We start from the raw sequence: 23359 nt of genomic DNA, 5'->3' as shown, positions 1-23359 counted from the left end.
ATTGTTATGAAATTCACGCTCAATCGGAGACTGGTAAACAATCTTCTAATGCTACAGTGGCAGATGGCTTCAACCATCTGGACCTGCGCGTTGCCACGAAGGCCGCGGCACGTGCAGCAATGGCTCCGTCGGCAAGAATGCGGCGATGTCCAAGGCCGGGCGCCCATACCACGGTGACATGCTCCCCCGCCCCGCCCATTGCACTCGCATCCGATGCCGGCACCTCCTTGTCTTCCGGAGCGTGTATGACAAGTGTGGGAATCTGGATCTGCCGCAATTGATCAGCAGCGACGAACGCCTGCAAAGGCGTTCCGGCGATGTCCTCGACACAACCTTCAAGTGCCTTTTGTGTCCGTTGACCAAGACCGAGAAAAGCACCGAACTGTGAGAAGAGCTCTGGAAGCGCATTGGGTGACGCAATGGTCACCAGACGTCGTACACGCACGGGCGCGATCCCCGCGACGGAACCCGCAATCGCATTGAGCGCAACCGCTCCACCAAAGGAATGCCCCACCATGGCATCGAACGGCCCCAGCCATTGAGCGGCAGAACTTACCGCAGCAACTGCCTTGGGTATATTCAGGTTTCTCCCACCTGACGCTCCATGGCCAGGCAAGTCGACTGAAACGACTCGAAAACCTCGCTGAAGCAATGCTTCCACTATCACCCGCATATGTTCCGAACGTGAGCGCCACCCGTGAAGAACCAGTACTGCCGGACCATCGCGCCGAGCGCCCCAATTCGTGAATTCATAAGCGACGATCTCGCCATGCGACGTCGTCAGCGAGTGTCTGCGTGCCTGTTGCATGAACTCCCTGGACTGGGCGAGTATACGCCTTTCCTTCTCTGTCAGTCGCCTCGGGTCGGGCGTTCTGCAAAACAACCAGAACGCCACACGACCGCCGAGACTTGGCGCGACATATTCGAATGTGCCAAAAAGGTGTTTCAGGATGAGCAGGCTGAAACGAGTCATGGTGGAAACCCAGATAATGTTCAAGCATGAACAAAGTTAGTTCAATCATGAACAAAATACAAGAACTCCCCTGGGACAATCCGCGCTTTCGCACATGGATCGCCGTTGCACGTGCTGAGAAAGCCATTGTGCGAGCGCTCAGCAAGTCGCTCGAGCCCCTCGGCCTGAAGATTGCGCAACTCGACATGCTGATGAACCTCTATCGTCATCCCGGCCAATCTCAGCATGATCTCGCCCGGCGTCTTCTGGTCGGACGCTCAAACATCACCATGCTGTTGCCCCAACTTGAAACACAGGGATTGGTACGTCGCGAAAACGACGCCAATGACCGGCGTGTGTTACGCCTCTACCTGACGCCGGATGGCGAGGAGCGCTTGATGGAAGCGCTTGCGGTTTACACCAAGCTCATTGATCGCGTGATGGCACAATCGACGCCTGCACAATGTGAAGCGATGGGGGAGCAAATGCGCCGCATCAGTGAGGCGCTCGCCGAAGATTGAAGAGCCGGTTTTCGACCGACGCTGCCTTTCTTACGTGTCGCTTTCAGCGTCCGGTGTTTTCAGATAGTTGCGCGGCGATGCACCCAGCATTCGCTTAAACATCGTCGTGAAGGCAGCGACGCTCTCATAGCCCAGGTCCAAAGCCACAGTGGTCACGGCTTCTCCGCTTGCCAGCCTCGGCAACGCAGCAAACAGGCTGGCCTGCTGGCGCCAAAGCGAGAGGCTGAGCCCCACCTCCTGCTTGAAACGTCGAGTAAACGTGCGGCGGCTCATGCCCGCCGAATACGCCCATTGATCAATGGTGACGCGACTTTCCGGTGTTTCAAGAAAGGCACGACACATACGCGCAAGCCGCGGGTCAGACGGAAATGGCAATCCCAGCGGCAGTTCGGGCAAACGCGGAATTTCATGCATGATGAGCTCGTAGAGCAAACCGTTCCGGCCGGTCGGCTGAGCCACATGTGGCAGCGACGCCACTTCTTCCAGAAGGCTGCGCATAAGCGGGGTGATACGGACAACCCGGGGCCGCGATGGCAAATCAGGGATCGCTTCAGGCAGAACATAAACCGATTGCATACGCACATCGGTCATCATCTCCACCGCATGCTCCAGCCCCGAGGGTATCCAGATCGCCTGTCCGGTCGGTACAATCCAGTGGCCGAACCCTGTTTTGACCAGCGCCACCCCGCGGCTGGCATGAAGGAGCTGCCCCCGCCTGTGTCGGTGGACCGGCACCTCGGCATGTGCCGCCTGCGCGATTTCACCGATGACAAGATCGCCCTCAACTTCCTCGAGCCATGAGCGACGCTTTTCATCGTCGACCGGCCGGTCCCTGTTGAAAACAACCTTATTGGGACTGGGAGGAGAATTCATTTGGCCCACTTGCGAAAAAACTAGACCAAATCACCGAGGCAGGTCATTTGCAAGAGGCGTATAAGCGGCTGCCCTTCAATTGGCAGCCTCTTCCCATGGAGCATTGACGTGACCGACACCACCGCCGACCGGCCCTCCGTACCAGCAGAACAGACCGCGTTTGCGGTACTTCTGGCCGTCAGCTTCTGCCACATGCTGAACGACATCATGCAGTCGATGCTTGCGGCGATCTATCCAATGCTGAAAAGCGATTACGGGCTGGATTTCTGGCAGATCGGTCTCTTGACCATGGCATTTCAGGTGACCGCATCGCTGCTCCAGCCGGCAATCGGGCTGACCACCGACAAGAAACCCATGCCCTACTCCCTGCCGGTTGGCATGGGTTCGACCTTCATCGGATTGCTTCTGTTGGCGACGGCCGCCAACTACTCGCTGCTCCTGATCGGCGCTATGTTCATTGGACTGGGCTCAGCAATCTTTCACCCAGAATCCTCCCGTGTGGCGCGTCTCGCCTCGGGTGGACGGTATGGGCTGGCGCAGGCGGTTTTCCAGGTGGGCGGCAATGCCGGCACGGCAATCGGTCCGCTGCTCGCCGCATTTATCGTGGTACCAAGGGGTCAGGGCAGTGTCGCGTGGTTCTCTCTCGCAGCACTCCTCGGCATGATCGTTCTGTGGCGCGTAAGCGCATGGTATGCCGCATACCGCCAGCGCACTGCAAAACGTGCAGGACCTTCTCCGGCCCTCAACCTACCACGCGGCAAGATCGCCATGTCGCTTGCGATTCTGATCTCACTGGTGTTCGCGAAGAACGTCTACATGGCAGGAATTTCAAGCTATTATACTTTTTTCCTGATCGAAAAATTCGGCGTCACCGTCCAGCAGTCGCAGATCCTTCTGTTCGTTTTCCTCGGCTCGGTCGCGGCCGGAACCGTTCTGGGCGGATTGATCGGTGATCGTATCGGATCGAAGACGGTGATCTGGTTTTCCATTCTTGGCGTCTTGCCGTTCACCCTGGCTCTTCCCTACGCCAACCTCTTCTGGACTCCGATCCTCACTGTCGCGATCGGCCTTATCCTCGCATCCGCTTTCCCGCAGATCGTGGTCTTCGCGCAGGAGCTGCTGCCGGGCCGTGTGGGCATGGTTGCCGGCATGTTCTTCGGCTTTGCCTTCGGCCTCGGCGGCCTCGGAGCAGCGGTGCTGGGGATCATCGCGGACAGCTCGGGGATCGAGTTCGTCTACAAGATCTGCTCCTTCCTGCCGCTGCTTGGCCTGTTGACCGTGTTTCTTCCAAACCTCAAGAAGACAGGGTGAAGCTGAACGGAGCCTGACGTGAAAGTAAAGCGAATTGTCGCCAACATCGCCTCGGACCAAATCGACAAGGCGAAGCAATTTTATGCCGATGTCCTTGGGCTCGACATCCTGATGGACCAGGGCTGGATCGCAACCTACGGCGCGCAGGAGAAGATGAGCCTGCAGGTGAGTGTCATGTCACAGGGCGGATCGGACACGCCAGTGCCCGATCTTTCCATAGAGGTGGACGATCTCGATGAGGCACTTGAGAGGGTCCGGAAGGCAGGATACCCGGTTGAGTACGGGCCAGCTGTAGAGCCCTGGGGCGTCAGACGCTTCTACACCCGGGACCCCTTCGGAAAGCTGGTAAACATTCTCGTTCACCGCTGAGAGAAACTACCACATGGTCTTTCGGGCACGGCCGGACCACTCCCTGTCATAGGAAGCGCCGTCGATCTCCGCCCGGCTCGTCACCTGGAGAATCTGCCCGGGCGTCGGCAGGTTCTTCGGATCCACATACTTTTCGCTGTTCCAGAGGTCGGAACGAACGATCGCCCGCGCACACTGGAAGTAAACCTCATCCACCGAAAGGACGATGACCGAACGCGGTGCGGCTTTGTCGACGGCAAATGAAGCACACAGGTTCGGATCGGCCGAAAGCCTCGCACGGCCGTTGACGCGCAGCGTGGTTCCCGTACCCGGAATAAGGAAGAGAAACGCAACCCGTTCATCACGAACGATATTGCGCAGCGAATCCATACGATTGTTGCCGCGCCGGTCGGGCATCATCAGCGTTTGCTCATCATGGATGCGCACGAAGCCGGGTTTGTCGCCGCGCGGCGAGCAGTCAATCCCCTCAGGCCCGATGGTGGCGAGGGCGACGAAGGGCGACGCTTCGATCAGCGTCGCATACTCTGGTATCACCCGGTCCGTGACCTTGACGAGTGAGGCTTGGCCGGGCGTCCCGTAAAGCGCTTCAAGGGCGTCAATCGACGTAATGGAATGTGCGTCCTGCTCAAGCATCACGGCTCAATCCTTTTTGCTGCAAGTCGTCCAGATACCACTGCCACTTGGCCTCTTTGCTCGTGACGAGTTCATGCAGATAGACCCAGGTGAAAATGCCGCTTTGATGCCCGTCGCTGAACACAAGCCGAACAGCATAGTTGCCGACGGGCTCTGCCCGACTGATGGTTACATGCCGTTTTCCAGAAACTGTCACGCGCTGTTCGGGCGAGTGTCCCTGAACCTCAGCCGAGGGGGATAGCACGCGAAGCATTTCAGCCGACAACTCTGCTGGTTCGGAATCCGAAAACAGAACCGTCATCACGGCACGATCCTTTGAAACACGTAGTTCCTTGGGAGGTTTCATCCGCCACCACCTTTCGGATGTAGACCTATTCACCTTTGGTCCAACTGAAAAGCCCTGCCCTGCAATTGCCCGGACGATTGCACCAATGCTAGCCTGCAGCGCTTGACCAGCGAACCTTGTGTCACGACATAACAGAGTACCAACCCGATGAAGAATGCCAGCGGAAGCGAGCCCATGACGCAGAGCACCATGATCGATCCTTTCGGGCGCGCGATTGACTATCTGCGTGTTTCGGTGACCGACCGCTGCGATTTTCGTTGTGTTTATTGCATGGCGGAGGACATGACATTTCTCCCCAAACGGGATTTGCTCAGCCTCGAGGAACTGGACCGACTCTGCACCGTCTTCATCGAAAAGGGCGTTCGACGCCTGCGTCTGACCGGCGGAGAACCGCTGGTACGCAAGAACATCATGCATCTGGTGCGCCAGATTTCGCGACATTTGAAATCCGGTGCGCTCGACGAGCTTACCTTGACAAGCAACGGCTCTCAGCTCGAGCGCTTTGCCGGTGAGCTGGCCGACTGCGGAGTGAAGCGCATCAACGTTTCGATCGACACGCTGGACCCGGACAAGTTTCATGCAATCACCCGGTGGGGTAGGCTGGAAAAGGTCATGCGCGGCATTGACGCAGCAGAGGAAGCCGGCCTGAAGATCAAGCTCAACACTGTGGCACTCAAGGGGTTCAACGAAGATGAAATTCCCGCCATGTTGCGCTGGGCGCATGGTCGCGGAATGGATATGACCGTGATCGAAACGATGCCCATGGGCGAGATCGACGGTGACCGCACGGACCAGTATCTTCCGCTGTCCCTCCTTCGGGCTCAACTGGAGCGGCAATTCACACTGAAAGACATTCCCTTCAAAACAGGTGGCCCGGCGCGCTATGTCGAAGTCGCTGAAACCGGCGGAAAGCTCGGCTTCATCACACCGATGACGCACAATTTCTGCGAAAGCTGCAACCGCGTGCGCATCACGTGCACTGGCATGCTTTATATGTGCCTTGGCCAGGACGATTCAGCCGATTTGCGCGCCGCTCTCAGAGCATCGGAAGGCAACGACCTTCTGGCAACAGCCATCGACAGCGCCATCGCCCGCAAGCCCAAAGGGCATGATTTCATCATTGACCGGCGTACCAACCGCCCGTCGGTCTCACGGCATATGAGCGTCACCGGCGGCTAGATCGCAGCCTCCGGTTTTTCAGCCATGAACCGATTGCCAATTCCATAAGGTATACTTAGCATCGGATCCCATAGTGGAGGTGGGATTCGTTTTTCCCGAAGACCATAGGAACTCATTCCAGGTGGGCACAGTGCGTTGAAAACCGCCGCGTGTTCGCCACTGTGCATCGCGAGGTGGTCGTGTCGTTTTCGCCAAATGCGCGCGGTGCGCTTTTCATGTCCATTGCCATGGCTGGTTTCACCGTCAATGACGGCCTGACAAAGCTCGTGGCCGAAAACATGAACATGGCGCAGGTCATGCTGGTACGAGGGGTCATGGCCACACTGGTGATGCTTCTGCTGGCCTGGCACTGGAAGGCACTGAAGGCGCCGCGTGCGATCTTCCACCCCATGGTGGCATTGCGCGTCGCCGGAGAGACCGGCGCGACCATATGTTTCCTTTCGGCCCTTGCCAATATGCCGATTGCAAACCTTTCAGCCGTCATGCAGGCGCTTCCTCTGGCGGTCACACTCGGCGCAGCCTTCTTTCTGGGCGAGCCCGTCGGCTGGCGCCGCTGGAGCGCGATTCTGGTGGGGTTCATCGGCATCCTGATCATCATCCGGCCTGGCTTTGGTGCCTTCAACGCCTATTCGCTTTACGGCGTCGCAGCGGTCGCCTTTGCCACGATGCGTGATCTCACCACCCGAAAGATCCCACCCGATATTCCCTCGCCCCTGATTTCGGCCGCAACCGCCGCTTCGGTGACGAGCGCCGGCGCGGTTTTACTCGTACCCTACGGAGGCTGGGCCCCGATGAGCGGAACAGATTTCGCTGTTCTCGTGGGCGCCACATTGTGCATCGTTTGCGGCTACCATTTCATCGTGCTGTCCCTGCGTGTTGGCGAGCTCTCCTTCATAGCCCCGTTCCGCTACACAGCACTCCTGTGGGCTATCGGCCTTGGCATTGTATTTTTTGCCGACTGGCCCGATCGCGTAATGATTGGAGGCGCGTTGTTGGTCGTATGTTCGGGTCTCTACACGCTTTACCGCGAACAGATCGTCAACCGGACAAAACCAGCCGCTAAAAGCACCAGTCCTGGAATGGCCACTGAAGGCACATGACGTGCTTCAGCAAATCGCCCAACTCCGCCGGCCAAAGTGAGCATCTCCCGACAAGGCCGGCACCACTCGGCCAAAGTCCTCAGGCCGATGAACATGCAAGGTTCGCAAGACGTTATGGAAAAAATCTTATCCCGCTCCGCAACACCACCTCACATCGTGACACTCGTGATCGCGACCGCAACGGCGGCCGTTTCCATGAACGTTTTTCTGCCATCCCTTCCCGGCATGGCAGAGTATTTCCAGGCGGACTACAGCATCGTTCAACTGGCGGTCTCGCTTTACCTTGCGGCCACAGCCGTCCTCCAGCTGGGGATCGGCCCCGCTTCGGACCATTTCGGTCGCCGTCCGGTCATGCTCACCTGCTTCGCAATATTCATTCTGGCAACCATCGCGGCATTGATGGCGCCCAACATCACCATTTTCCTGATCTGCCGGGTGATGCAGGCCTTCGCGGCCGCCGGCATGGTTCTCTCAAGGGCAATCGTGCGCGACACCGTTGGCGCGGACGAAGCGGCCAGCCGCATTGGTTACATCACCATGGGCATGACGCTCGCCCCCATGCTCGGCCCCCTGATCGGAGGATTTCTGGATGAGCTTTACGGATGGAAAGCAACGTTCTACCTGATCCTCGGCTTCGGGATCATCTCGTTCCTCGTGGTGTATCTCGACCTGGGCGAGACAAACCGCAACCCATCCGCCAGCATGACCGCACAGGTAAGGAATTATCCGGAGCTCTTCCGGGCGAGGCGCTTCTGGGGCTACACGGCAACGGCTGCCATGGCATCCGGCGCTTTTTTTGCCTTTCTTGGGGGTGGACCCTACGTCGCCACCGAAATCCTTGATCTGACGCCATCGCAATACGGGATGTATTTCATCCTGATCTCGGTTGGTTACATGATCGGAAACTTCCTTTCAGGCCGTTTTTCAAGGCGCATCGGCATCAATCCCATGATGCTAGCGGGCAATATTCTTGCCGCTCTCGGCCTCGTTCTTTCACTGGTGCTGTTTGCAGCAGGGCTTTTTCATCCGATGTCGCTTTTCGGCCCATCGTTTTTCGTCGGTATCGGCAACGGCATGACCATGCCAAATGCCAATGCCGGCATTGTCAGCGTAAGGCCGCATCTTGCCGGTTCGGCCTCCGGCCTCGGCGGAGCGCTCCAGATCGGCGGCGGAGCGGCGCTCTCAGTGATAGCCGGAGCTGTTCTTTCTCCGGAAACCGGGCCATTCCCGCTAATATGGGTGATGCTTGCATCTTCCACGCTCGCCATCGTCGCATCGCTCTACGTGATCTATGTGGCCCGCCAGGCAGGAAACATCTGAGGGAGACGATGGGCTTGGGCGTTGCTGGAGTAATCCTTGCCGGCGGAACGGCACAGCGCATGGGTGGCGGCGACAAGGGATTGCTGCGTCTCAACGCGTCAACGATCATTGAGACGGTAATGGAGAGGCTCGCGCCTCAGGTTGACCGCATGGTGCTCAACGCCAATGGCGACCCGCACAGGTTCGCCCCGCTTGGGCTTGAGGTGGTTCCCGATCCCCTCCCCGAACCCATGGGTCCGTTGGGCGGCGTTCTCGCCGGCCTTGAATGGGCAAAAACCAGCACTCCCAGACCATCACATATCGTGACAGCGGCAGCAGACACGCCTTTTCTTCCCGGAAACCTTGTTACGCGCCTTATGGAGGCCACCCGTGTTTCCGGCGGACCGGCAATCGCACGCAGCAACGGCGCACTTCATCCGGTCTTTGCTCTCTGGCCTGTACACCTTGCCGATGACCTCGCCCGCCATCTTGCCAGCGGCGGAACCCGCCGGATCCGCGCCTACGCCTGCGATCGACACAACGCGGCTCTGGTGGACTTTGCTTGCCATCCCGAGGCCGATCCGTTCTTCAACATCAACACGCCCGAAGATCTCCAGACAGCGCGTGAAAGGCACCGAAGGGAAGCGACGTGAAACAGGCGATTTTTGGCATTGTAGGCTGGAAGAATTCCGGAAAAACCACCCTGACGGCGGCACTTGTGAGGGAGTTGACGAAACGCGGTTTTCGGATCGCCACGCTGAAACACGCACACCATGCGTTCGACATAGATCATGAAGGCACCGATTCTCACCGGCATCGAAGCGCCGGGGCTTCGGAGGTGGCGATCGTCTCCGCAAAACGCTGGGCGATCATTCACGAACTGGAGGGTGCACAAGAGCCGACCCTGACCGAAATGCTCGCGCGCCTTTCACCGTGCGACCTCGTCCTGATCGAAGGTTTCAAACGCGAAAATCATCCCAAGCTGGAATGCAGGCGGCGGGAAGCGCGCGATCAGACCTGCCTGGCAGTGGCAGACCCGACCATCGTCGCTGTTGCCGGAGATTACGAGACTGAGACTGGGGATCTGCCACGGTTTGATCTCGGAGATGTGGAGCAGATTGCCGACTTTGTCATCAGCCACACCGGCATCGGCGAGCAGGCGCGCTAGGGTCACGATCCGTCCATTCATTGCATGGGACCAGTCACCTTTAAGGTTGCAATTTGAATAGGATCGGTGGGAATATCCGGCTTCATGTTCCGCCCGGCAGGAGGCCGGAAGCGGCAGATAATTAGATGAGAGGAACCAGAATGCGTATTTCAAGGCGTATCGCGCTTGCACTGCCTGCGGCAGCTTTGGCTCTGGTAGTGGGCTCGGCTCATGCCCAGGACATGATGAAGCTCAAGATCGGCACCGAAGGCGCCTATCCTCCCTTCAACAACCTGACCGCAGACGGCTCCCTTGAAGGGTTCGACATCGATATCGCCAAAGCGCTTTGCGACGAGATGAAGGCTGAATGCGAGTTCGTCACGCAGGACTGGGACGGTATTATTCCCGCGTTGCAAGCGGGCAAGTTCGACGCAATCGTCGCGTCCATGTCGATCACGGAAGAGCGCAAGAAGCAGGTCGACTTCACCAACAAGTATTACAACACGCCGCCAGCTCTGGTCGTGCCTAAGGAATCAGATATTGCCGGCACCTCACCGGAGGATCTGGCCGGAAAGGTTATCGGCGCGCAGGGTTCGACCACCCACGCGAATTTCGCCGAAACCACATTCACCGACAGCGATGTGAAGGTCTATCCGACCGCTGAGGAATACAAACTCGACATGGTCAATGGGCGACTTGATGCGGTCATAGATGACATCATCGTTCTCCAGGAATTCCTGGACAGCGACGACGGCGCCTGCTGCAAGGTTCTGGGCACACTCACCCCGCGTGAGGACATCTATGGCCCCGGCATCGGCATCGCTGTGCGGCAGGGTGAGGACGAGCTTCGCGAAAAGCTGAATGCCGCCATTACAGCCATTCGTGAGAATGGAAAATACAAGGAAATCAACGACAAGTATTTCACGTTCGACGCTTACGGCGACTGAGCGTCGTTGCGATGTCCTGATTTAATGTCACAGGCGGCCGCCTCCGGGAGTTCGGCCGCCTGAATTGCATGCGGCTCTGGTGACAGAGCTCGAACAAGAAAAATCGCCAATTCGCATCTAGATGCCGGGTCAGGCGGTTCGGACAGGGGTGTTGGGAGATGGAAAGGGTCTGGACCCTTTTGAGTTTTGGGCCGGAAGGCTGGGGCGATGATATCGCCAAGGGCGTGCTTCTGACGGTTTCTCTGGCACTGGCAACGTTACCGCTTGGACTGGCGATCGGTTTTTTCGTCGCGTTGGGAAAACGTTCCAGCGACAAGACCTTACGTCTCGCGGCCAACATCTATACGACGATCTTTCGCGGTCTGCCGGAGCTTTTGACGCTCTTTCTGGTCTTCTACGGCGCGCAGATTGGCCTGCAGCAAATCGTGCGGCTGTTCAATCCGGACGCTAGTATAGAGATCAACGCTTTTGTAGCAGGCATGGTCGCGCTCGGCGCCGTGTTCTCCTCCTACGCCAGCGAAGTGTTTCTGGCCGCCTTCCGGGCCATCCCACAGGGTCAGTATGAGGGCGGTCAAGCGATCGGGCTTTCTAACCCGCAGACCATGCGCCTCATCATCCTGCCTCAGCTCCTGAGACTGGCGCTGCCTGGCCTTTCCAATCTCTGGCTCATCCTCCTGAAAGATACCGCGCTCGTTTCCGTGATCGGCCTCGCCGATATCCTGCGTCAGACCGGCATTGCCGCACGCGTCACCAAGGAAGCATTCTTGTTCTTCGGGATCGCATGCCTCCTCTATCTCGTTTTGGCCATGTTGTCCTCAATCGTCCTGGGCATGATCGAGAGCTGGACCAAACGCCACGGAGTCCAGCGATGAGTGCTGAGACACAAGCCGCAGTCGAGCGCCCGCCCGTCATCAAAGAGGGCTGGACACGTGCCCGCACAATCGGCGTGGTCCTGCTGACGATCTGGGCCGCGCTCGGCCTTGCTGTTCTGGGCTTCATGATCAACGCCTGGGATCCGGATATTTTCACGCGCTACGCACCGCGCTATCTCTCGGGCCTGTGGATCACCGTCCAGCTTGTCGTTGTTTCGGTTTTTCTCGGCGCAATCCTCTCCGTGCCCATCGCCCTTGGACGCACTTCAAAGAACAAGCTGATAGGCGCCCTCGCCTATGCATATGTCTATTTTTTCCGTGGGACCCCGCTGCTCGCCCAGACCTTCCTGGTCTACTACGGACTTGGCTCTTTCAGACCTGAACTTCAGGCTGTCGGATTGTGGACGTTCTTCCGGGAAGCCTGGTACTGTGCCGTCTTCGCCTTCACGCTCAACACTGCCGCCTATCAGGCGGAAATTCTGCGCGGTGCCATCGAGAGTGTCGGCAAGGGACAATGGGAAGCTGCCGCCGCACTCGGCCTGTCGAGGTTCCAGACCGCGCGCAAGATCATTCTCCCCCAGGCGCTCATTGTCGCGCTCAGGCCCTATGGCAATGAGATCATATTGATGATCAAGGGGTCCGCCATCGTCGCCATCATCACGGTCTATGACCTGATGGGCGAGACACGTCGCGCCTACGCACGCACGTTCGACTTCCAGACTTACATATGGGCTGCCATCATCTATCTTGGTCTCGTCGAGGTCCTCCGCAACGCCGTTGATTGGATCGAGCGTCGAATTACCAAGCATTTGAAGCGCTGACGCGCGCAACACAGCATACAAGGAGAAGTTTTCGAAATGGCGGACGTCGCATTCATCGGGCTCGGGGTCATGGGATATCCGATGGCCGCACATCTTCAGAACAAGGGGGGGCATACGGTTACGGTGTACAATCGCACCGCAGCGAAGGCACAGAGCTGGGTCAACGAGCATGGAGGCGCGCACGCGCCGACGCCCCGGGACGCTGCAATCGACAAGGATTTCGTTTTCGCCTGCGTGGGCAATGACGACGATCTTCGCTCGGTGACACTCGGCCAGGATGGGGCTTTTCATGGCATGAAAAAGGGCGCGGTTTTTATCGACAACACCACCGCGTCTGCCGAAGTTGCGCGTGAGCTCGCCGAAGAGGCTGAGAAGCGTGGCTTCGGTTTCATCGACGCACCAGTCTCAGGCGGACAGGCCGGCGCGGAAAACGGTGTTTTAACGGTCATGTGCGGAGGCGAACAAGCAGTCTTCGAAAAAGCAAAACCGGTGATCGAATCCTTCGCCCGTATGGTTGGCTTGATGGGGCCGGCGGGGGCCGGACAGCTAACGAAAATGATCAACCAGATCTGCATCGCAGGGCTGGTGCAAGGGCTGGCTGAAGGCATTCATTTCGGCCAGAAAGCCGGGCTCGATATTGAGAAAGTCGTCGACGTCATCTCCAAGGGAGCAGCCGGTTCCTGGCAGATGGAAAATCGTCACAAGACGATGAACCAAGGCAAGTACGACTTCGGTTTCGCGGTCGACTGGATGCGCAAGGATCTGGGCATTTGCCTGGCCGAGGCCGATCGCAACGGCGCGAGCCTGCCCGTCACCGCTCTCGTGGATCAATTCTACAAGGACGTCCAGAAGATGGGGGGCAATCGCTGGGATACATCCTCCCTGCTTGCCCGACTCGCGAAGTAGGGGCCAACAATGACCAGCCGGTGCGCGGCATATCTTGCAACATTGCTCACAGCTTTGCCCGCATCGGCCTGTATCGCTTCAATGGCTACCGGTTCCGAAATCCCGGAGCAACCGGAAGGTGTTCGGCCCGTCACCTGGGCAGATCTTGCCTCGTCCGCTCCGGATGAGAAAAAGAGGGCTCACCTGACCGATTTCAGCGGGCAGACGGTCAGCCTCTCCGGCTACCTTCTGCCCGCTGACCTGGAAGGCGAGCTTGTCTATTCCTTCATCCTGGTGGCACGCCCCGGTGCCTGCAGCCACATGCAGCAACCATCCCCCAGTCAGGTCATTCGGGTCGTGCCATCGACCCCCTACCGCTTAAGTTCCAACTACGAACCGGTGACCATAACCGGGGCTCTGCAGCCCGTTTTTGAAAAAACACAGCTTTTCATTCTGGACGGCGCAGCGATCATAGAGTCGGGCTTCACGATGCGGCGCGCCGCGGTTAACCCAAACAGCAGCCCGCCGGCATGGCAAGCGCCCTCGCCCGGCAATCCCTGGCGCAGTGTTGTCAAAGGCGGGAATTAGCCAGCTCAGCCACCATTGCCTCCGCCTGAATCCTTGTCCAGGACAAGATAGTCGAGCGGAAGCTCGGTCGTATATTTGATCTGCTCCATCGCGAATGTGGATGAAACGTCGCGGATCTCGATCTTCGCGATCAGCTTCTTGTAGAATGCGTCATAAGCGGCGATGTCCGGCACCACGACACGAAGCAGATAATCCACCTCGCCGCTCATTCGGTAAAACTCCACCACCTCGGGGAATTGCTGGATCACCTCGGAAAATCGCTTCAGCCATTCGTGGCTGTGCATGTTGGTTCGGATCGACACGAACACATTTACCCGGGCATTGACCTTTTCCGGATCAAGCACCGCCACGCGCCGACGAATAACCCCTTCTTCCTCCAGCTTCTGGATACGCCGCCAGCATGGTGTGGTGGAAAGCCCGACCTTTTTTGCGACATCGGCTACGGCAAGGGTTGAATTTTCCTGCAACAAACGCAGGATCTTGCGATCAAGGCGGTCCATGAGGAACTCCGGAGAAAATGATTTCCTAAAATGGCAAGAGATTATCAAGGTAACAAGAAATTTTTTGCCTTCAAAGAGAGTTTTGCGATCAGATATTCCTCATTTCCGTGGAAGAAGCCGATGAATTTCCTCACGCAGGACGGGCAACAATTCACGTTCAAACCAGGGATTCGTTTTTAACCATCCTGTATTGCGCCATGAAGGATGAGGCAGCGGCAACACGCGGGGGCACAGGTCGAGCGCCAGCAGTCGACGCCAGTCATGCACCGTCTCGGTAAGGGTTCTGGATTTTTCGGCCCCAAGGTGCCAAGCCTGGGCATACTGGCCGATAACAAGAACAAGTTCGATCTGAGGCATTGCCGACATCAACTGCGCCCGCCAGGCCGGTGCGCACTCCCGGCGTGGTGGCAGATCGCCGCCTTTGGCGTCAAGTCCGGGAAAACAAAATCCCATCGGGGCAATGGCAAAGCAGGCGGGATCATAAAATTCAGATCGATCCACCTGAAGCCAGTCACGCAATCGATCACCGGACCGGTCGTCGAACGGCAAACCCGAGGCATGGACCCGCGTCCCCGGTGCCTGCCCGGCAATGAGGATACGAGCCGTGTTCGACCCCACCACAACTGGCCGCGGTTCATGCGGCAGAGGGGCGCCAAGCGGTTGTTCCACGCAAATCCGGCAACTGCGAATTCGCGCCAGCAATGGCTCGAGAGGCGGCGTCTGCACGTTTGAACTCTCAGGCTTTCGCGCTCGGGCGCCCGGCAACCGTGTGATACCAGCGCATCAGATGATCGAGCCCGTCCGGAACTGAAATGCGCGCAAGCTTCATAAAGTCAATGCTGACGAGCCCGGTAATATCGGCAATCGAATACTCATCACCCGCGATGAATGGGCGATCGGCCAGGGCCTCATCGAGATAGGTAAGAAACTGCAGGGCCTTGGGTTTGTTTGCTTCCCCCCATTCCGCAACCTGCGGCACCTCCCAGTCCTTCATGGCCGGATGCAGGTGCCGGAAGGCTTGCGCAATGGGATAAAACAGATGCATCTCAACACGGCGCTGCCACATTTCGACTGTGGCGACGCCCAGCGCACCCGTGCCGAAAAGCGCGGGTTCGGGCTGGAGCCCCTCGAAATAGCGGCATATGGCAACGGTTTCGGTCAAAACCGTCCCGTCATCAAGTTCCAGTACGGGCAAGCGCTGCAGCGGGTTGAGACGCGTCAGCGCTTCAGACTTGTGCTCCATGGCTCCCATGTCCACCGGCTCGATGGGCACGTCGATCGCCTTTTCCGCCAGAAATATCCGCACACGCCTAGGGTTGGGCGCCCGGTTACCATCATAGAGCTTCATGTTTCGATTACTCCTCACCTGAAAACCATCTCACGAGTCGCCCCCAAAGGCGCCTCAACAGATCGCCGTCACCAGGGCGCGGCTCTCCATGATGCTCCTCGCGCCAGTCGCGTGGCGCTTCGAATCCGCCCCCCCATATGCCGCGCTGTGCCCGGCGTGCCTCCGCTTCGACCGCGTCATAATCGCCATAGGCGAGCGCCCATCCCGCCGCAACGAGCGCTTCGCCAATATCCGTCTCATTCACCTTACAGCGCGCCAGAAGGCGATCATAGCGATCACGCTGAAAGCCTTCGCAGACTACCTCCGCCCCGCCGACCAACCGACGCAAAGCCCGAAGCGCCTCACGCCCGCATGCATATTCCTTGCCCCCTAGGGTGCAGCGTTGCTGGAATTCGGGCGCGTCGATGCCTTCAAGGCGAATGCGCTCGCCTGCGACCGTCAGCGTATCGCCGTCATGAACGATCACGACACCTGTCAGTGTCTGGCCCCCAAAGCGCTGCAATCTATCGACCAAGAGCGCTACTCCGCCCAAAAACAGGAGCGTCAGCACCACATCCACGATGCGGATTGACCTGCGGCCGCGGCTCCGTCTGTTTCGGCGGCCTCTCATGTTTTGAAGGGTCTCTTAATCATTCACGAATAAGTTGAGCGGTGAATAGCGGGAATTCAAAAACGGGTCATGGTGGCGGAAGCGTCAAAATCGGCTGACAAGTTCGCCGACAAGTTCATTGTGGACCGCACCAAGCCGCATCGCAACAGCAATGTGGGGCTTGCCGTGCGCCGTACGCGTGACCGGCTGTCTCAAAGCCTCGGCCCCCCCGACTTCAATCGCGACATGCTGAAACTGCACGCGCGCGACATTCTTTCAAACATCATCAAGCCGACTTTGCTCATCCTGGCGATTAGCCTTGGCGGAATTTATCTCGGGCTTGATCCCCAAGCCACGTCTCTGTGGGCCCTAAGCTGTCTTGCCGGTTATGTACCACTCATTTTTCTCGCACGTCGTCTGGAGCGGATGCCGGAGAATGAGATTGAAGTCACACGCATGCGGCAATGGCTTTTCTCCGCCCATTTCACGAGCGGCCTTGGATGGGCGTATTTCGCATTTCTGCCTCTACCCCATGGCCCACTCTCCGAACCACAGATAATGCAGGGTGCGGTTCTGCTTCTCGTGATCGCGGGAGCCGCCATCGTCACGGCGAACCTTAGCGGTGCGCTGGTGGCCGCATTTGCGCTGCCGGTCTGTCTGTTCGCCTTTAAGGTCAGCAGTGATCCGACAACGGGTTCGATGATGATGTGTCTGGTTCTGGCCGCCTCGCTCCCCTTCCTCGCCTATGTTGCGCACCATCGAAACCGTGCGGCGTTGACGCTTCTTTCTTTCCAGAGCGAAAAGAATGCGCTGGTGGGGGAGCTGGAAACGGCCAAATCCATGTCGGACGAAGCCCGCCGCCGCGCAGAAGAAGCCAACCTGGCAAAATCGCGTTTTCTCGCTTCCATGAGCCATGAGCTTCGAACGCCGCTCAATGCCATTCTCGGTTTCTCAGAAGTTATGGCCAACCAGGTTCTGGGACCACTCGAGAACTCGACCTATCGCGATTACGCGAATGACATACACAGTTCCGGGAAGCATTTGCTCAGTCTCATCAACGAGATACTCGATCTTTCGCGCATAGAGGCCGGACGCTACCGGCTCAACGAGGAACCGATCTCCCTCGGCGCTATTGTGGAGGATTGCTGCCGCCTGATGGAAATGAAGGCGCGTGGCAAGGACATTTCCTTCCGGATCGACGTCGAGCCTACGCTACTGAAACTATTCGCCGATGAACGCGCAGTGCGCCAGATCACCCTCAATCTTCTATCCAACGCGATCAAGTTCAGTCCGACGGGCAATTCCGTCCACATCAGGGTCGGCTGGACAGCAGGTGGCGGTCAGTACATCGCCATAAAGGATAATGGTCCCGGCATCCCGGAAGACGAACTGGCGGTGGTACTCTCTGCATTTGGACAGGGGTCCATAGCCATCAAGAGCGCGGAACAGGGTACCGGGCTCGGTTTGCCCATCGTGCAGGGCCTGGCAGCCCTGCACAATGGAGTTTTCGAACTCAACTCAAGACTTCGCTCAGGCACCGACGCTATCGTCGCCTTCCCCCGCTCGCGCGTGATGGAGGAACTCCCGGCTGTTCCAACCGAACGCAGACGCGCATCAAGCGGGAGCGCTTGAGCCCCCCGGCGGGAGTGTTTCGCTTAGCCCAGACGCCGGGCAACCTCTGCAACCCCACCGGCAAGCGCAGCAGCTGACTTGACAAGACCAGCAGCCACAGCGCCGGCACATCCCGCCTCCCTTGCAATCCGCAGTTCAAGCAGCGGCTGAAGCTCGACTTGCTGGGCCGCCCATTTCTCAAATGGACTGTGGCAATCTGCGAGAATGCAATGACAAATCGCATGCGGCGCCAACTTGTAGAGAACCGCAGCCGCTGCCAGAGCCGGCAAACCGTCAAGAATAACAGGGATGTTTTGTGCCCGGGCTGCGAGGATGGCGCCCGTCAGCGCGGCCATATCCCGTCCCCCCAGCCGCCGGAGCACTTCAAGTGGATCCGTCAGGTGATCGGCGTGAAAGGAGAGCGCCTGGGAAACAACGTCCCGATCAGGCTCGTTTAGTTGTCCCACCTCTCCTTTCAGAAGGGCGAGAAGCATCGCGCTTGCGACAACCGTGGCCTGCGAGCCCAATGCCCCGACACAGAGTAAATCGACCCCTTCGGCCGTGGCTTCCATACCGAACGCGATCGTTGCAGCACATGCCCGTTCGTCCAATGAGGCATCCCTGCGCATGTCGCTGGACGGCAAATCAAGCGCCAGATCAAAAACATTGAGAGAAAGATCATTGGCCACGCACAAATGCGATACCGCAGCAGCCCCGGCTGCTACCGCATCAACCCGCGCCCGCTGCTCGGATTGGTCCTTCTCTGCAAAGCCATGTGTCGCGGCGTAGAGTGCAACACCGGATTTGCCGATCAAGGGCGGCACCGCGCCACGTGTGCGAGAGAGCCAGACGCCGATCTCGTGCAACCGTCCCAGTTCTTCCCCGGTGTAACCTGCCCGGGCGAACGCCCTTGCCATCGTTTCGGCTGTTTTGCTGTCAGGCACGTTCAGTTGGGAAAGCAGAGAGCGGACGTCATCGAAAGGCATTCCGGAAATGGGCATAAATCTGGTTCCCGTTTGGTGTCGGAAACGAGATAGCCACCAACAGCGTCAAGCGCAATGGTAGACAGACCGCGCTGATAGCTTGCGTCAATGGACACGACGCCCCATGTCTTGTTGAAACGATGGAAAGATGATGGTCGACATCAGATCCCCCTGCACCCTTGTCTGCTCGATCGATGTGAAATCCGGGTTTTGTTTTGGCTGCGGGCGCACGCGCGCCGAGATTGCCAGTTGGCTCTCACTGACTTCGCAGGAGCGCGATACAATCATGGCTGAACTTCCGAGACGTTTGGAAACGGTGGAACGCAGACCACGCCGCGAAACCCGACGTGCCCGCATCGCTCGCCAGCGACGGGAGGGCCAATAGCCATGCGCCTGTTCTGGACATCCATGGCGCTGCTTGGAGGCGGTTTGATCCTTCTGATCGCCAACCATGATTCAGGCCGGGTATTGGGCCTGGAAAGCTCGGCATTCGCAGCCACCCTGTATCTCGGTCTCTGGGCAGCCGTCCTTCTCGCAGGTTTTTTGGGGTCGGGTATGCGGATCGGGGAAGTTGCAAGAACCCTCGCCTTCTGGGCCTTTTTGCTTTTAACGCTGGTCGCGGCCTATCAGTACCGCTACGAGCTTCAGGATATTGCAAGCCGCGTAACGGCTGGCCTGATACCCGGCAGCCCTGTGTCCACGGTCGGCAAAGACGGCCAGATAAACGTGATTGTCGAGCGTTCTGCCAGTGGGCACTTCGAGGTTATCGCAAATGTGAATGGTACCGATCTGCGCATGCTGATCGACACGGGCGCGAGCAGTATCGTACTGGCGGATGCGGATGCACGCGCGGCAGGTTTCGAGCCGGAGGGATTGCGTTTCCAGACACCAGTCGCAACTGCCAACGGCACCACTTTGGTAGCCCGCGCCCGTGCTGAAACGATCAGTATAGGAGCCATCTCGCGAAGCGATATGCCGATTTACATCGCACAACCGGGACGCCTCGAGCAGAGCCTGCTCGGCATGAGCTTCATAAACACACTGGACGGTTTCGATCTGCGCGGCGACCGCATCGTCCTTCGCGATTAAAAGTGACATGGGAAGCAGAATGTGAACACCCGGATACTGTTTCCGGGTGTTCACCAGAGTCTATCTATAGACAGCGTTTCTCGCGGGCCTCGAGCCGCGGGGGGCCTCGGTTTGCACGCGCGTTTCGATATCCAGTTGATAGCGCCGACCGACATCACGCCATTCGTTTGCAACCAGTCTGCGCAGCGCATTGATACGCCTCTTTGCAAGTCGTCTCCCTTCTCCGCCTTCCGCATAAACAAGACGCAGAACTGAAGGTTCGTGATCCAGAAGATCGATAAGCTGGGAAACATGGCCCCGCCACTCGGTCATCAGGTGGTGGGTCCCTGGCACAAAGGCAGCATCCGACAAATCAAGTCGCACCACGCGCCCGATGGAAGCGCCGAACATAAACTCCGATGCCTTACCTGCCGTGAGGCGAACAACGCGTGGATTTTCCGTCGTAAGACGATAGCCGGACGGAAGCGAGCGCGGATCAAGCTTCATGATGTAGTTCGTGCCTATCCGCTGATCGGGCAGATCCGCGCAAGCCACATGAAAACGCCCGTGATCATCTGCCGTCAACAACAATCCTTTGACCGTCGCGATCCGGACACCGGGCAGACCCGGCTCTCCGGCATCCTGGTATCCATTGCGGTTTCTGTCGTCGAACACCTTTCCGATAATATCACCACAATCAAAAAACGCTTCAACCATCACCTCGACGGTTGCTGCAGCAATCCGGGACAGGGTCGCGCCGGACAGATCCTCGACCCAAGACTGGTTAACATACTCGCCGGGCTTGGCTGCCGACGTCACGCCCAGTTCGAGATCAATCGACACCTCTCCTCCCGCGGGCAGCGTCACATTCTCGAATGTCAGCTTTCGCCCTTCCGCTTTGGGAGTGACAGAACTGCCGTCCAGCATGGCCGATCCGCGCACATAGGTCAGACCGGATGGGGTCATGTCGATGATATTGACAGTGCTTTCCCCTGGAAGCCCCAGGGACTTCACGCGGATAGTGTATGGCACACGGCCGCCGCGGGCTACTTCTGCCATAGGCGTCACCTTGCTGATCGAATAACCTGGCAGGTCAACGACAGCGTCATCCTCGGGCGAGTCTACGTCCTGCCCCGAAGGATCGTTGCCTGTTGCGGTCGCCGTGTTCTTTACTCCACCTTCGATACCCTGAGCGGCGTCGATATCATCTTGTGTCACCGTATACGTCGCCGTGAACGTCTCACTCTCCCCTGCCCCCAGTTCACTGCTGGACGGTGAGAATGATGACAATTCACCACTGCCGGGCTGTCCATTGAACCGGGGCCCGGCATCGGATGGCACGACATCCGTAACCGTTACATTGCCGTCATTGGTAACCTCAAACATGTAGAGGATAGTATCGCCCGGTTCAGCAAACTGTCCGTCCGCCCCCTGGAACCCGCCGGATTTCTCCAGCGCCAGGGAGGCTATTTGCGGCAACGGCGTTGGGGTGGGATCGTCGGGCTCCCCGTCACTTTCGACATCCAGATCAGCGGCTTCGTCCGGGTCGTCAGATATGTCGGAGACGGGTGTGTTGTTGGGTCCGGTCGCCTCTGCGTTGGCCGTTGCAACAATCCCGCCGGCATCTATATCGGCCTGGGTTAGCGTATACGTGGTTGTGAATGTCGTCCTGTCCTCACTACCGGGCAAAAAACCCGACAGGCTACCGCCCGGAACAGGCGCTGAGGATGGAGATGTGGATGTACTCGAACCGATCAGCAATGATGAGAATGCAACGTTGTCGAGTGTTACATTCCCGGTGTTGCGCACCACAAACGTGTAGCTTACCGGCTCACCCGGATCGGGGTACCCGTTTCCGTTTGTGTCGGTCCATTCGTCAATCAGGTCCACTTCTAGCCCGGGATTTGCCTGGAAAGTGATCACCGTCGGGTCACCGGAAACGCCCTCAATCGCCCTGGATAGCCGCTCAATGTCCAAGCCCTGTGGATCCTTGGCATTTGCCGTTCCCAGATTCTCGACGAATCCGTTGTCGATGTCCTGCTGCTCAATCGCATAGACACCGGCCAAATCTGACCGCTTCTCCCCCGGGAGCAGCGAATCGATCGGACTATTGGAGACTGCGACCTTGTTATCCGACACGACGATATCCGTGAGCGTCACGTTACCCGTATTCTCTATGCTGAACGTGTAGTTGATCAGCTCCCCGGCATCCGCCTGACCATTGCCGTTGGAATCTTCCAGTTCCCCTTGCTTCACAAAGTCATAGTCGGGGCCTGGGGGGATCGACACAGTTGTGGGATTCTCGTCAACCCCTGCCGTATCGCTGGAAATATCGTTGAAAAGGTTTCCGCTCTCGTCGGTTCCTTCCGCAGTCGCCTGATTAAACAGTCCGCCGGCGTCGATATCTTCCTGCGTCAACGTGTAGGTTAGCGTGTAAGTGGCTGTTTCCCCCTCAACCAGCGTCCCCTCGGACGAACCGGATGTAGCGGACACGAACGTCGGACCGCTGTCGGGTGTCAACGGCGTGCCATCAGCCCGCATCAGATTGTCTTCGCTGATCGAAACGCCGGTCAAGGGACCAATACCCTGGTTCTCCACCGTCATCGTGAACGTCAAAACATCGCCTGGCTTATCGCCTTCCGAAACCGTTTTGATGATCTCGATGACTTCAGCCCCCAACGCGAAGCTGATCAGGCAGTTGGAAGACCCGTCCGCGGCAACTTCGAGTGTCTGCGAGTTCGACACTGCAGTGAAGGCAAACACGGACTGCTCCCAGGCGGTTGTATCGGGAAACAGAATCGTTTCATTGGTGCCGTTAGTCGTCAGCTTTAGCCCTTCACAAGCGCTGGGGCGCCCACCGGCGGTCGATCCTCGCCCGATCGCATAGAACGGAACTCGATATGTCCGACCCGGCACAAGCCCGTTCATGGTGGTGCGAATGGATTCCTGCCAGTCCGGCCCACCAATCATGGAGGTAAAGGTAGTATCCCCTGTCGGTACGACAGGAAGTGGCGCACTATTCCAGGCATATGAGCCGGCCCATTCGGCTCGCGTTGAACAATCTGGGGTACCTTGCCCGTTCGACCACCCAGGCGGTGTTTGACCGAGCCCTGGCGTACAGGGTGACGTGGGAGGGATTTCCTGTGCTTTCGCTGGTCCCTCGCCGAGTGCCAGCAATCCTAAGGCAAAAATGAGCGCGAGCAGCATCGTGCGGATCGCGGCTTGCGCCTTCCCGCTAATCTGCTGCCTGCTGCAGTGTGTAAAGTTGGAACGCCGCTGCAGCTGAGGCAATTTCTTTATCCCTCGCTGGCCTGTCAAAAGACCGCCTACGGCCCCGGCAAAGCTTTGAAAGGATCTGGATGCGCTTGCCGCACCCTGCGGCTCGAGCGACGTCGTCTGGAGCTTCTTGAACATGAC

General features: G+C 58.2%; 26 protein-coding genes. 16 read left to right on the top strand and 10 right to left on the bottom strand.

All coding sequences use genetic code 11. From position 1 onward, the window contains the following. Positions 1–19: 19 nt before the first annotated feature. Positions 20–973 carry an alpha/beta fold hydrolase gene (locus P2W41_RS09155; protein ID WP_404932983.1) on the bottom strand — a complete coding sequence of 318 codons (954 nt, stop codon included), beginning with the start codon at positions 971–973 and terminating at the stop codon, positions 20–22. Between the two features lie 47 nt (positions 974–1020). Here P2W41_RS09155 and P2W41_RS09150 point away from each other — a divergent pair, with 47 nt between their 5' ends. Then, positions 1021–1473 carry a MarR family winged helix-turn-helix transcriptional regulator gene (locus tag P2W41_RS09150; RefSeq protein WP_292895966.1) on the top strand — a complete coding sequence of 151 codons (453 nt, stop codon included), beginning with the start codon at positions 1021–1023 and terminating at the stop codon, positions 1471–1473. Between the two features lie 30 nt (positions 1474–1503). Here P2W41_RS09150 and P2W41_RS09145 read toward each other — a convergent pair whose 3' ends face one another. Further along, the gene (locus tag P2W41_RS09145; protein WP_292895968.1) at positions 1504–2346 is read right to left on the bottom strand and encodes a helix-turn-helix domain-containing protein; all 843 of its coding nucleotides are present in this window, start codon (positions 2344–2346) and stop codon (positions 1504–1506) included. A 108-nt stretch (positions 2347–2454) separates the two neighbouring features. Here P2W41_RS09145 and P2W41_RS09140 point away from each other — a divergent pair, with 108 nt between their 5' ends. After that, complete coding sequence (locus tag P2W41_RS09140; protein WP_404932982.1) at positions 2455–3657, top strand: MFS transporter; 1203 nt, start codon at positions 2455–2457, stop codon at positions 3655–3657. 18 nt (positions 3658–3675) lie between these two features. After that, positions 3676–4026, top strand: coding sequence for a VOC family protein (locus P2W41_RS09135; RefSeq protein ID WP_292895972.1), 351 nt, complete (start codon positions 3676–3678; stop codon positions 4024–4026). A 6-nt stretch (positions 4027–4032) separates the two neighbouring features. On the opposite strand, the gene P2W41_RS09130 is transcribed toward P2W41_RS09135, so the two are convergent. After that, complete coding sequence (locus P2W41_RS09130) at positions 4033–4659, bottom strand: pyridoxamine 5'-phosphate oxidase family protein (RefSeq protein ID WP_404932981.1); 627 nt, start codon at positions 4657–4659, stop codon at positions 4033–4035. Beyond that, the gene (locus P2W41_RS09125) at positions 4652–5005 is read right to left on the bottom strand and encodes a gamma-butyrobetaine hydroxylase-like domain-containing protein (RefSeq protein WP_404932980.1); all 354 of its coding nucleotides are present in this window, start codon (positions 5003–5005) and stop codon (positions 4652–4654) included. Before P2W41_RS09125 ends, P2W41_RS09130 begins: the two co-directional genes overlap by 8 nt. 174 nt (positions 5006–5179) lie before the next feature. Between P2W41_RS09125 and moaA the strand changes: the two genes are divergently transcribed. The 10 genes from moaA (at position 5180) to P2W41_RS09075 (ending at position 13843) form a co-directional block, all read left to right on the top strand. Next, positions 5180–6184, top strand: a complete 1005-nt coding sequence (moaA, locus tag P2W41_RS09120; protein ID WP_292895978.1) for a GTP 3',8-cyclase MoaA — start codon at positions 5180–5182, stop codon at positions 6182–6184. Positions 6185–6333: 149 nt separating this feature from the next. Further along, positions 6334–7284, top strand: a complete 951-nt coding sequence (locus P2W41_RS09115; protein ID WP_366931267.1) for a DMT family transporter — start codon at positions 6334–6336, stop codon at positions 7282–7284. Between the two features lie 114 nt (positions 7285–7398). Then, positions 7399–8604 (top strand): multidrug effflux MFS transporter, encoded by a 1206-nt coding sequence (locus P2W41_RS09110; protein WP_404932979.1) that lies wholly within the window; start codon positions 7399–7401, stop codon positions 8602–8604. Positions 8605–8612: 8 nt separating this feature from the next. Further along, positions 8613–9236: a molybdenum cofactor guanylyltransferase MobA gene (gene mobA, locus P2W41_RS09105; protein WP_404932978.1), complete on the top strand. Its 624-nt coding sequence runs from the start codon at positions 8613–8615 to the stop codon at positions 9234–9236. After that, positions 9233–9751: a molybdopterin-guanine dinucleotide biosynthesis protein B gene (mobB, locus tag P2W41_RS09100; RefSeq protein WP_404932977.1), complete on the top strand. Its 519-nt coding sequence runs from the start codon at positions 9233–9235 to the stop codon at positions 9749–9751. Before mobA ends, mobB begins: the two co-directional genes overlap by 4 nt. A gap of 140 nt (positions 9752–9891) precedes the next feature. Next, a complete protein-coding gene (locus tag P2W41_RS09095) occupies positions 9892–10677 on the top strand; it encodes an ABC transporter substrate-binding protein (RefSeq protein WP_404932976.1) in 786 nt (261 codons plus the stop codon). Between the two features lie 158 nt (positions 10678–10835). Further along, the gene (locus tag P2W41_RS09090) at positions 10836–11549 is read left to right on the top strand and encodes an ABC transporter permease (RefSeq protein WP_292895988.1); all 714 of its coding nucleotides are present in this window, start codon (positions 10836–10838) and stop codon (positions 11547–11549) included. Next, a complete protein-coding gene (locus P2W41_RS09085; protein ID WP_292895990.1) occupies positions 11546–12370 on the top strand; it encodes an ABC transporter permease in 825 nt (274 codons plus the stop codon). Before P2W41_RS09090 ends, P2W41_RS09085 begins: the two co-directional genes overlap by 4 nt. Before the next feature lie 36 nt (positions 12371–12406). Next, on the top strand, positions 12407–13276 hold the full coding sequence (locus tag P2W41_RS09080; protein ID WP_404932975.1) for an NAD(P)-dependent oxidoreductase: 870 nt from the start codon (positions 12407–12409) through the stop codon (positions 13274–13276). 81 nt (positions 13277–13357) lie between these two features. Then, the gene (locus P2W41_RS09075) at positions 13358–13843 is read left to right on the top strand and encodes a DUF3299 domain-containing protein (RefSeq protein WP_404932974.1); all 486 of its coding nucleotides are present in this window, start codon (positions 13358–13360) and stop codon (positions 13841–13843) included. A 5-nt stretch (positions 13844–13848) separates the two neighbouring features. Here the strand turns inward: P2W41_RS09075 and P2W41_RS09070 are convergent, their stop codons facing one another. From P2W41_RS09070 to P2W41_RS09055, 4 genes are all read right to left on the bottom strand, one after another. Next, a complete protein-coding gene (locus tag P2W41_RS09070; RefSeq protein WP_229449103.1) occupies positions 13849–14343 on the bottom strand; it encodes an Lrp/AsnC family transcriptional regulator in 495 nt (164 codons plus the stop codon). A gap of 99 nt (positions 14344–14442) precedes the next feature. Continuing rightward, positions 14443–15045, bottom strand: coding sequence for a uracil-DNA glycosylase family protein (locus P2W41_RS09065; RefSeq protein WP_404934955.1), 603 nt, complete (start codon positions 15043–15045; stop codon positions 14443–14445). A gap of 34 nt (positions 15046–15079) precedes the next feature. After that, complete coding sequence (locus P2W41_RS09060) at positions 15080–15691, bottom strand: glutathione S-transferase (protein WP_292896000.1); 612 nt, start codon at positions 15689–15691, stop codon at positions 15080–15082. A gap of 7 nt (positions 15692–15698) precedes the next feature. After that, positions 15699–16301, bottom strand: a complete 603-nt coding sequence (locus tag P2W41_RS09055) for a thermonuclease family protein (RefSeq protein ID WP_292896002.1) — start codon at positions 16299–16301, stop codon at positions 15699–15701. A gap of 69 nt (positions 16302–16370) precedes the next feature. Between P2W41_RS09055 and P2W41_RS09050 the strand changes: the two genes are divergently transcribed. After that, the gene (locus tag P2W41_RS09050) at positions 16371–17912 is read left to right on the top strand and encodes a sensor histidine kinase (RefSeq protein WP_404932973.1); all 1542 of its coding nucleotides are present in this window, start codon (positions 16371–16373) and stop codon (positions 17910–17912) included. Positions 17913–17935: 23 nt separating this feature from the next. Here the strand turns inward: P2W41_RS09050 and P2W41_RS09045 are convergent, their stop codons facing one another. After that, on the bottom strand, positions 17936–18835 hold the full coding sequence (locus tag P2W41_RS09045) for a nicotinate-nucleotide--dimethylbenzimidazole phosphoribosyltransferase (RefSeq protein WP_404932972.1): 900 nt from the start codon (positions 18833–18835) through the stop codon (positions 17936–17938). 190 nt (positions 18836–19025) lie between these two features. Between P2W41_RS09045 and P2W41_RS09040 the strand changes: the two genes are divergently transcribed. Beyond that, positions 19026–19259: a DUF1289 domain-containing protein gene (locus P2W41_RS09040; protein WP_404932971.1), complete on the top strand. Its 234-nt coding sequence runs from the start codon at positions 19026–19028 to the stop codon at positions 19257–19259. Between the two features lie 2 nt (positions 19260–19261). Next, positions 19262–19963, top strand: coding sequence for a TIGR02281 family clan AA aspartic protease (locus P2W41_RS09035; protein WP_404932970.1), 702 nt, complete (start codon positions 19262–19264; stop codon positions 19961–19963). 60 nt (positions 19964–20023) lie between these two features. Here the strand turns inward: P2W41_RS09035 and P2W41_RS09030 are convergent, their stop codons facing one another. After that, a complete protein-coding gene (locus tag P2W41_RS09030) occupies positions 20024–23356 on the bottom strand; it encodes a hypothetical protein (protein WP_404932968.1) in 3333 nt (1110 codons plus the stop codon). Between the last annotated feature and the right edge of the window lie 3 nt (positions 23357–23359).

Source organism: Nitratireductor sp. L15S-10 (genome assembly GCF_045011005.1).
GTDB lineage: Bacteria > Pseudomonadota > Alphaproteobacteria > Rhizobiales > Rhizobiaceae > Nitratireductor.
Note: the sequence above shows the minus strand (reverse complement) of the source record. Positions and strands in the feature narration are given on the sequence as shown.

What these genes read in the sequence shown, in the direction of transcription:
- P2W41_RS09155 (WP_404932983.1), bottom strand. Translation starts at nt 973, where the DNA reads ATGACTCGTTTCAGCCTGCTCATCCTGAAACACCTTTTTGGCACATTC.
- P2W41_RS09150 (WP_292895966.1), top strand. Translation starts at nt 1,021, where the DNA reads ATGAACAAAATACAAGAACTCCCCTGGGACAATCCGCGCTTTCGCACA.
- P2W41_RS09145 (WP_292895968.1), bottom strand. Translation starts at nt 2,346, where the DNA reads ATGAATTCTCCTCCCAGTCCCAATAAGGTTGTTTTCAACAGGGACCGG.
- P2W41_RS09130 (WP_404932981.1), bottom strand. Translation starts at nt 4,659, where the DNA reads ATGCTTGAGCAGGACGCACATTCCATTACGTCGATTGACGCCCTTGAA.
- P2W41_RS09125 (WP_404932980.1), bottom strand. Translation starts at nt 5,005, where the DNA reads ATGAAACCTCCCAAGGAACTACGTGTTTCAAAGGATCGTGCCGTGATG.
- moaA (WP_292895978.1), top strand. Translation starts at nt 5,180, where the DNA reads ATGACGCAGAGCACCATGATCGATCCTTTCGGGCGCGCGATTGACTAT.
- P2W41_RS09110 (WP_404932979.1), top strand. Translation starts at nt 7,399, where the DNA reads ATGGAAAAAATCTTATCCCGCTCCGCAACACCACCTCACATCGTGACA.
- mobA (WP_404932978.1), top strand. Translation starts at nt 8,613, where the DNA reads ATGGGCTTGGGCGTTGCTGGAGTAATCCTTGCCGGCGGAACGGCACAG.
- P2W41_RS09095 (WP_404932976.1), top strand. Translation starts at nt 9,892, where the DNA reads ATGCGTATTTCAAGGCGTATCGCGCTTGCACTGCCTGCGGCAGCTTTG.
- P2W41_RS09090 (WP_292895988.1), top strand. Translation starts at nt 10,836, where the DNA reads ATGGAAAGGGTCTGGACCCTTTTGAGTTTTGGGCCGGAAGGCTGGGGC.
- P2W41_RS09085 (WP_292895990.1), top strand. Translation starts at nt 11,546, where the DNA reads ATGAGTGCTGAGACACAAGCCGCAGTCGAGCGCCCGCCCGTCATCAAA.
- P2W41_RS09080 (WP_404932975.1), top strand. Translation starts at nt 12,407, where the DNA reads ATGGCGGACGTCGCATTCATCGGGCTCGGGGTCATGGGATATCCGATG.
- P2W41_RS09075 (WP_404932974.1), top strand. Translation starts at nt 13,358, where the DNA reads ATGGCTACCGGTTCCGAAATCCCGGAGCAACCGGAAGGTGTTCGGCCC.
- P2W41_RS09070 (WP_229449103.1), bottom strand. Translation starts at nt 14,343, where the DNA reads ATGGACCGCCTTGATCGCAAGATCCTGCGTTTGTTGCAGGAAAATTCA.
- P2W41_RS09060 (WP_292896000.1), bottom strand. Translation starts at nt 15,691, where the DNA reads ATGAAGCTCTATGATGGTAACCGGGCGCCCAACCCTAGGCGTGTGCGG.
- P2W41_RS09055 (WP_292896002.1), bottom strand. Translation starts at nt 16,301, where the DNA reads ATGAGAGGCCGCCGAAACAGACGGAGCCGCGGCCGCAGGTCAATCCGC.
- P2W41_RS09050 (WP_404932973.1), top strand. Translation starts at nt 16,371, where the DNA reads ATGGTGGCGGAAGCGTCAAAATCGGCTGACAAGTTCGCCGACAAGTTC.
- P2W41_RS09040 (WP_404932971.1), top strand. Translation starts at nt 19,026, where the DNA reads ATGGTCGACATCAGATCCCCCTGCACCCTTGTCTGCTCGATCGATGTG.
- P2W41_RS09035 (WP_404932970.1), top strand. Translation starts at nt 19,262, where the DNA reads ATGCGCCTGTTCTGGACATCCATGGCGCTGCTTGGAGGCGGTTTGATC.
- P2W41_RS09030 (WP_404932968.1), bottom strand. Translation starts at nt 23,356, where the DNA reads ATGTTCAAGAAGCTCCAGACGACGTCGCTCGAGCCGCAGGGTGCGGCA.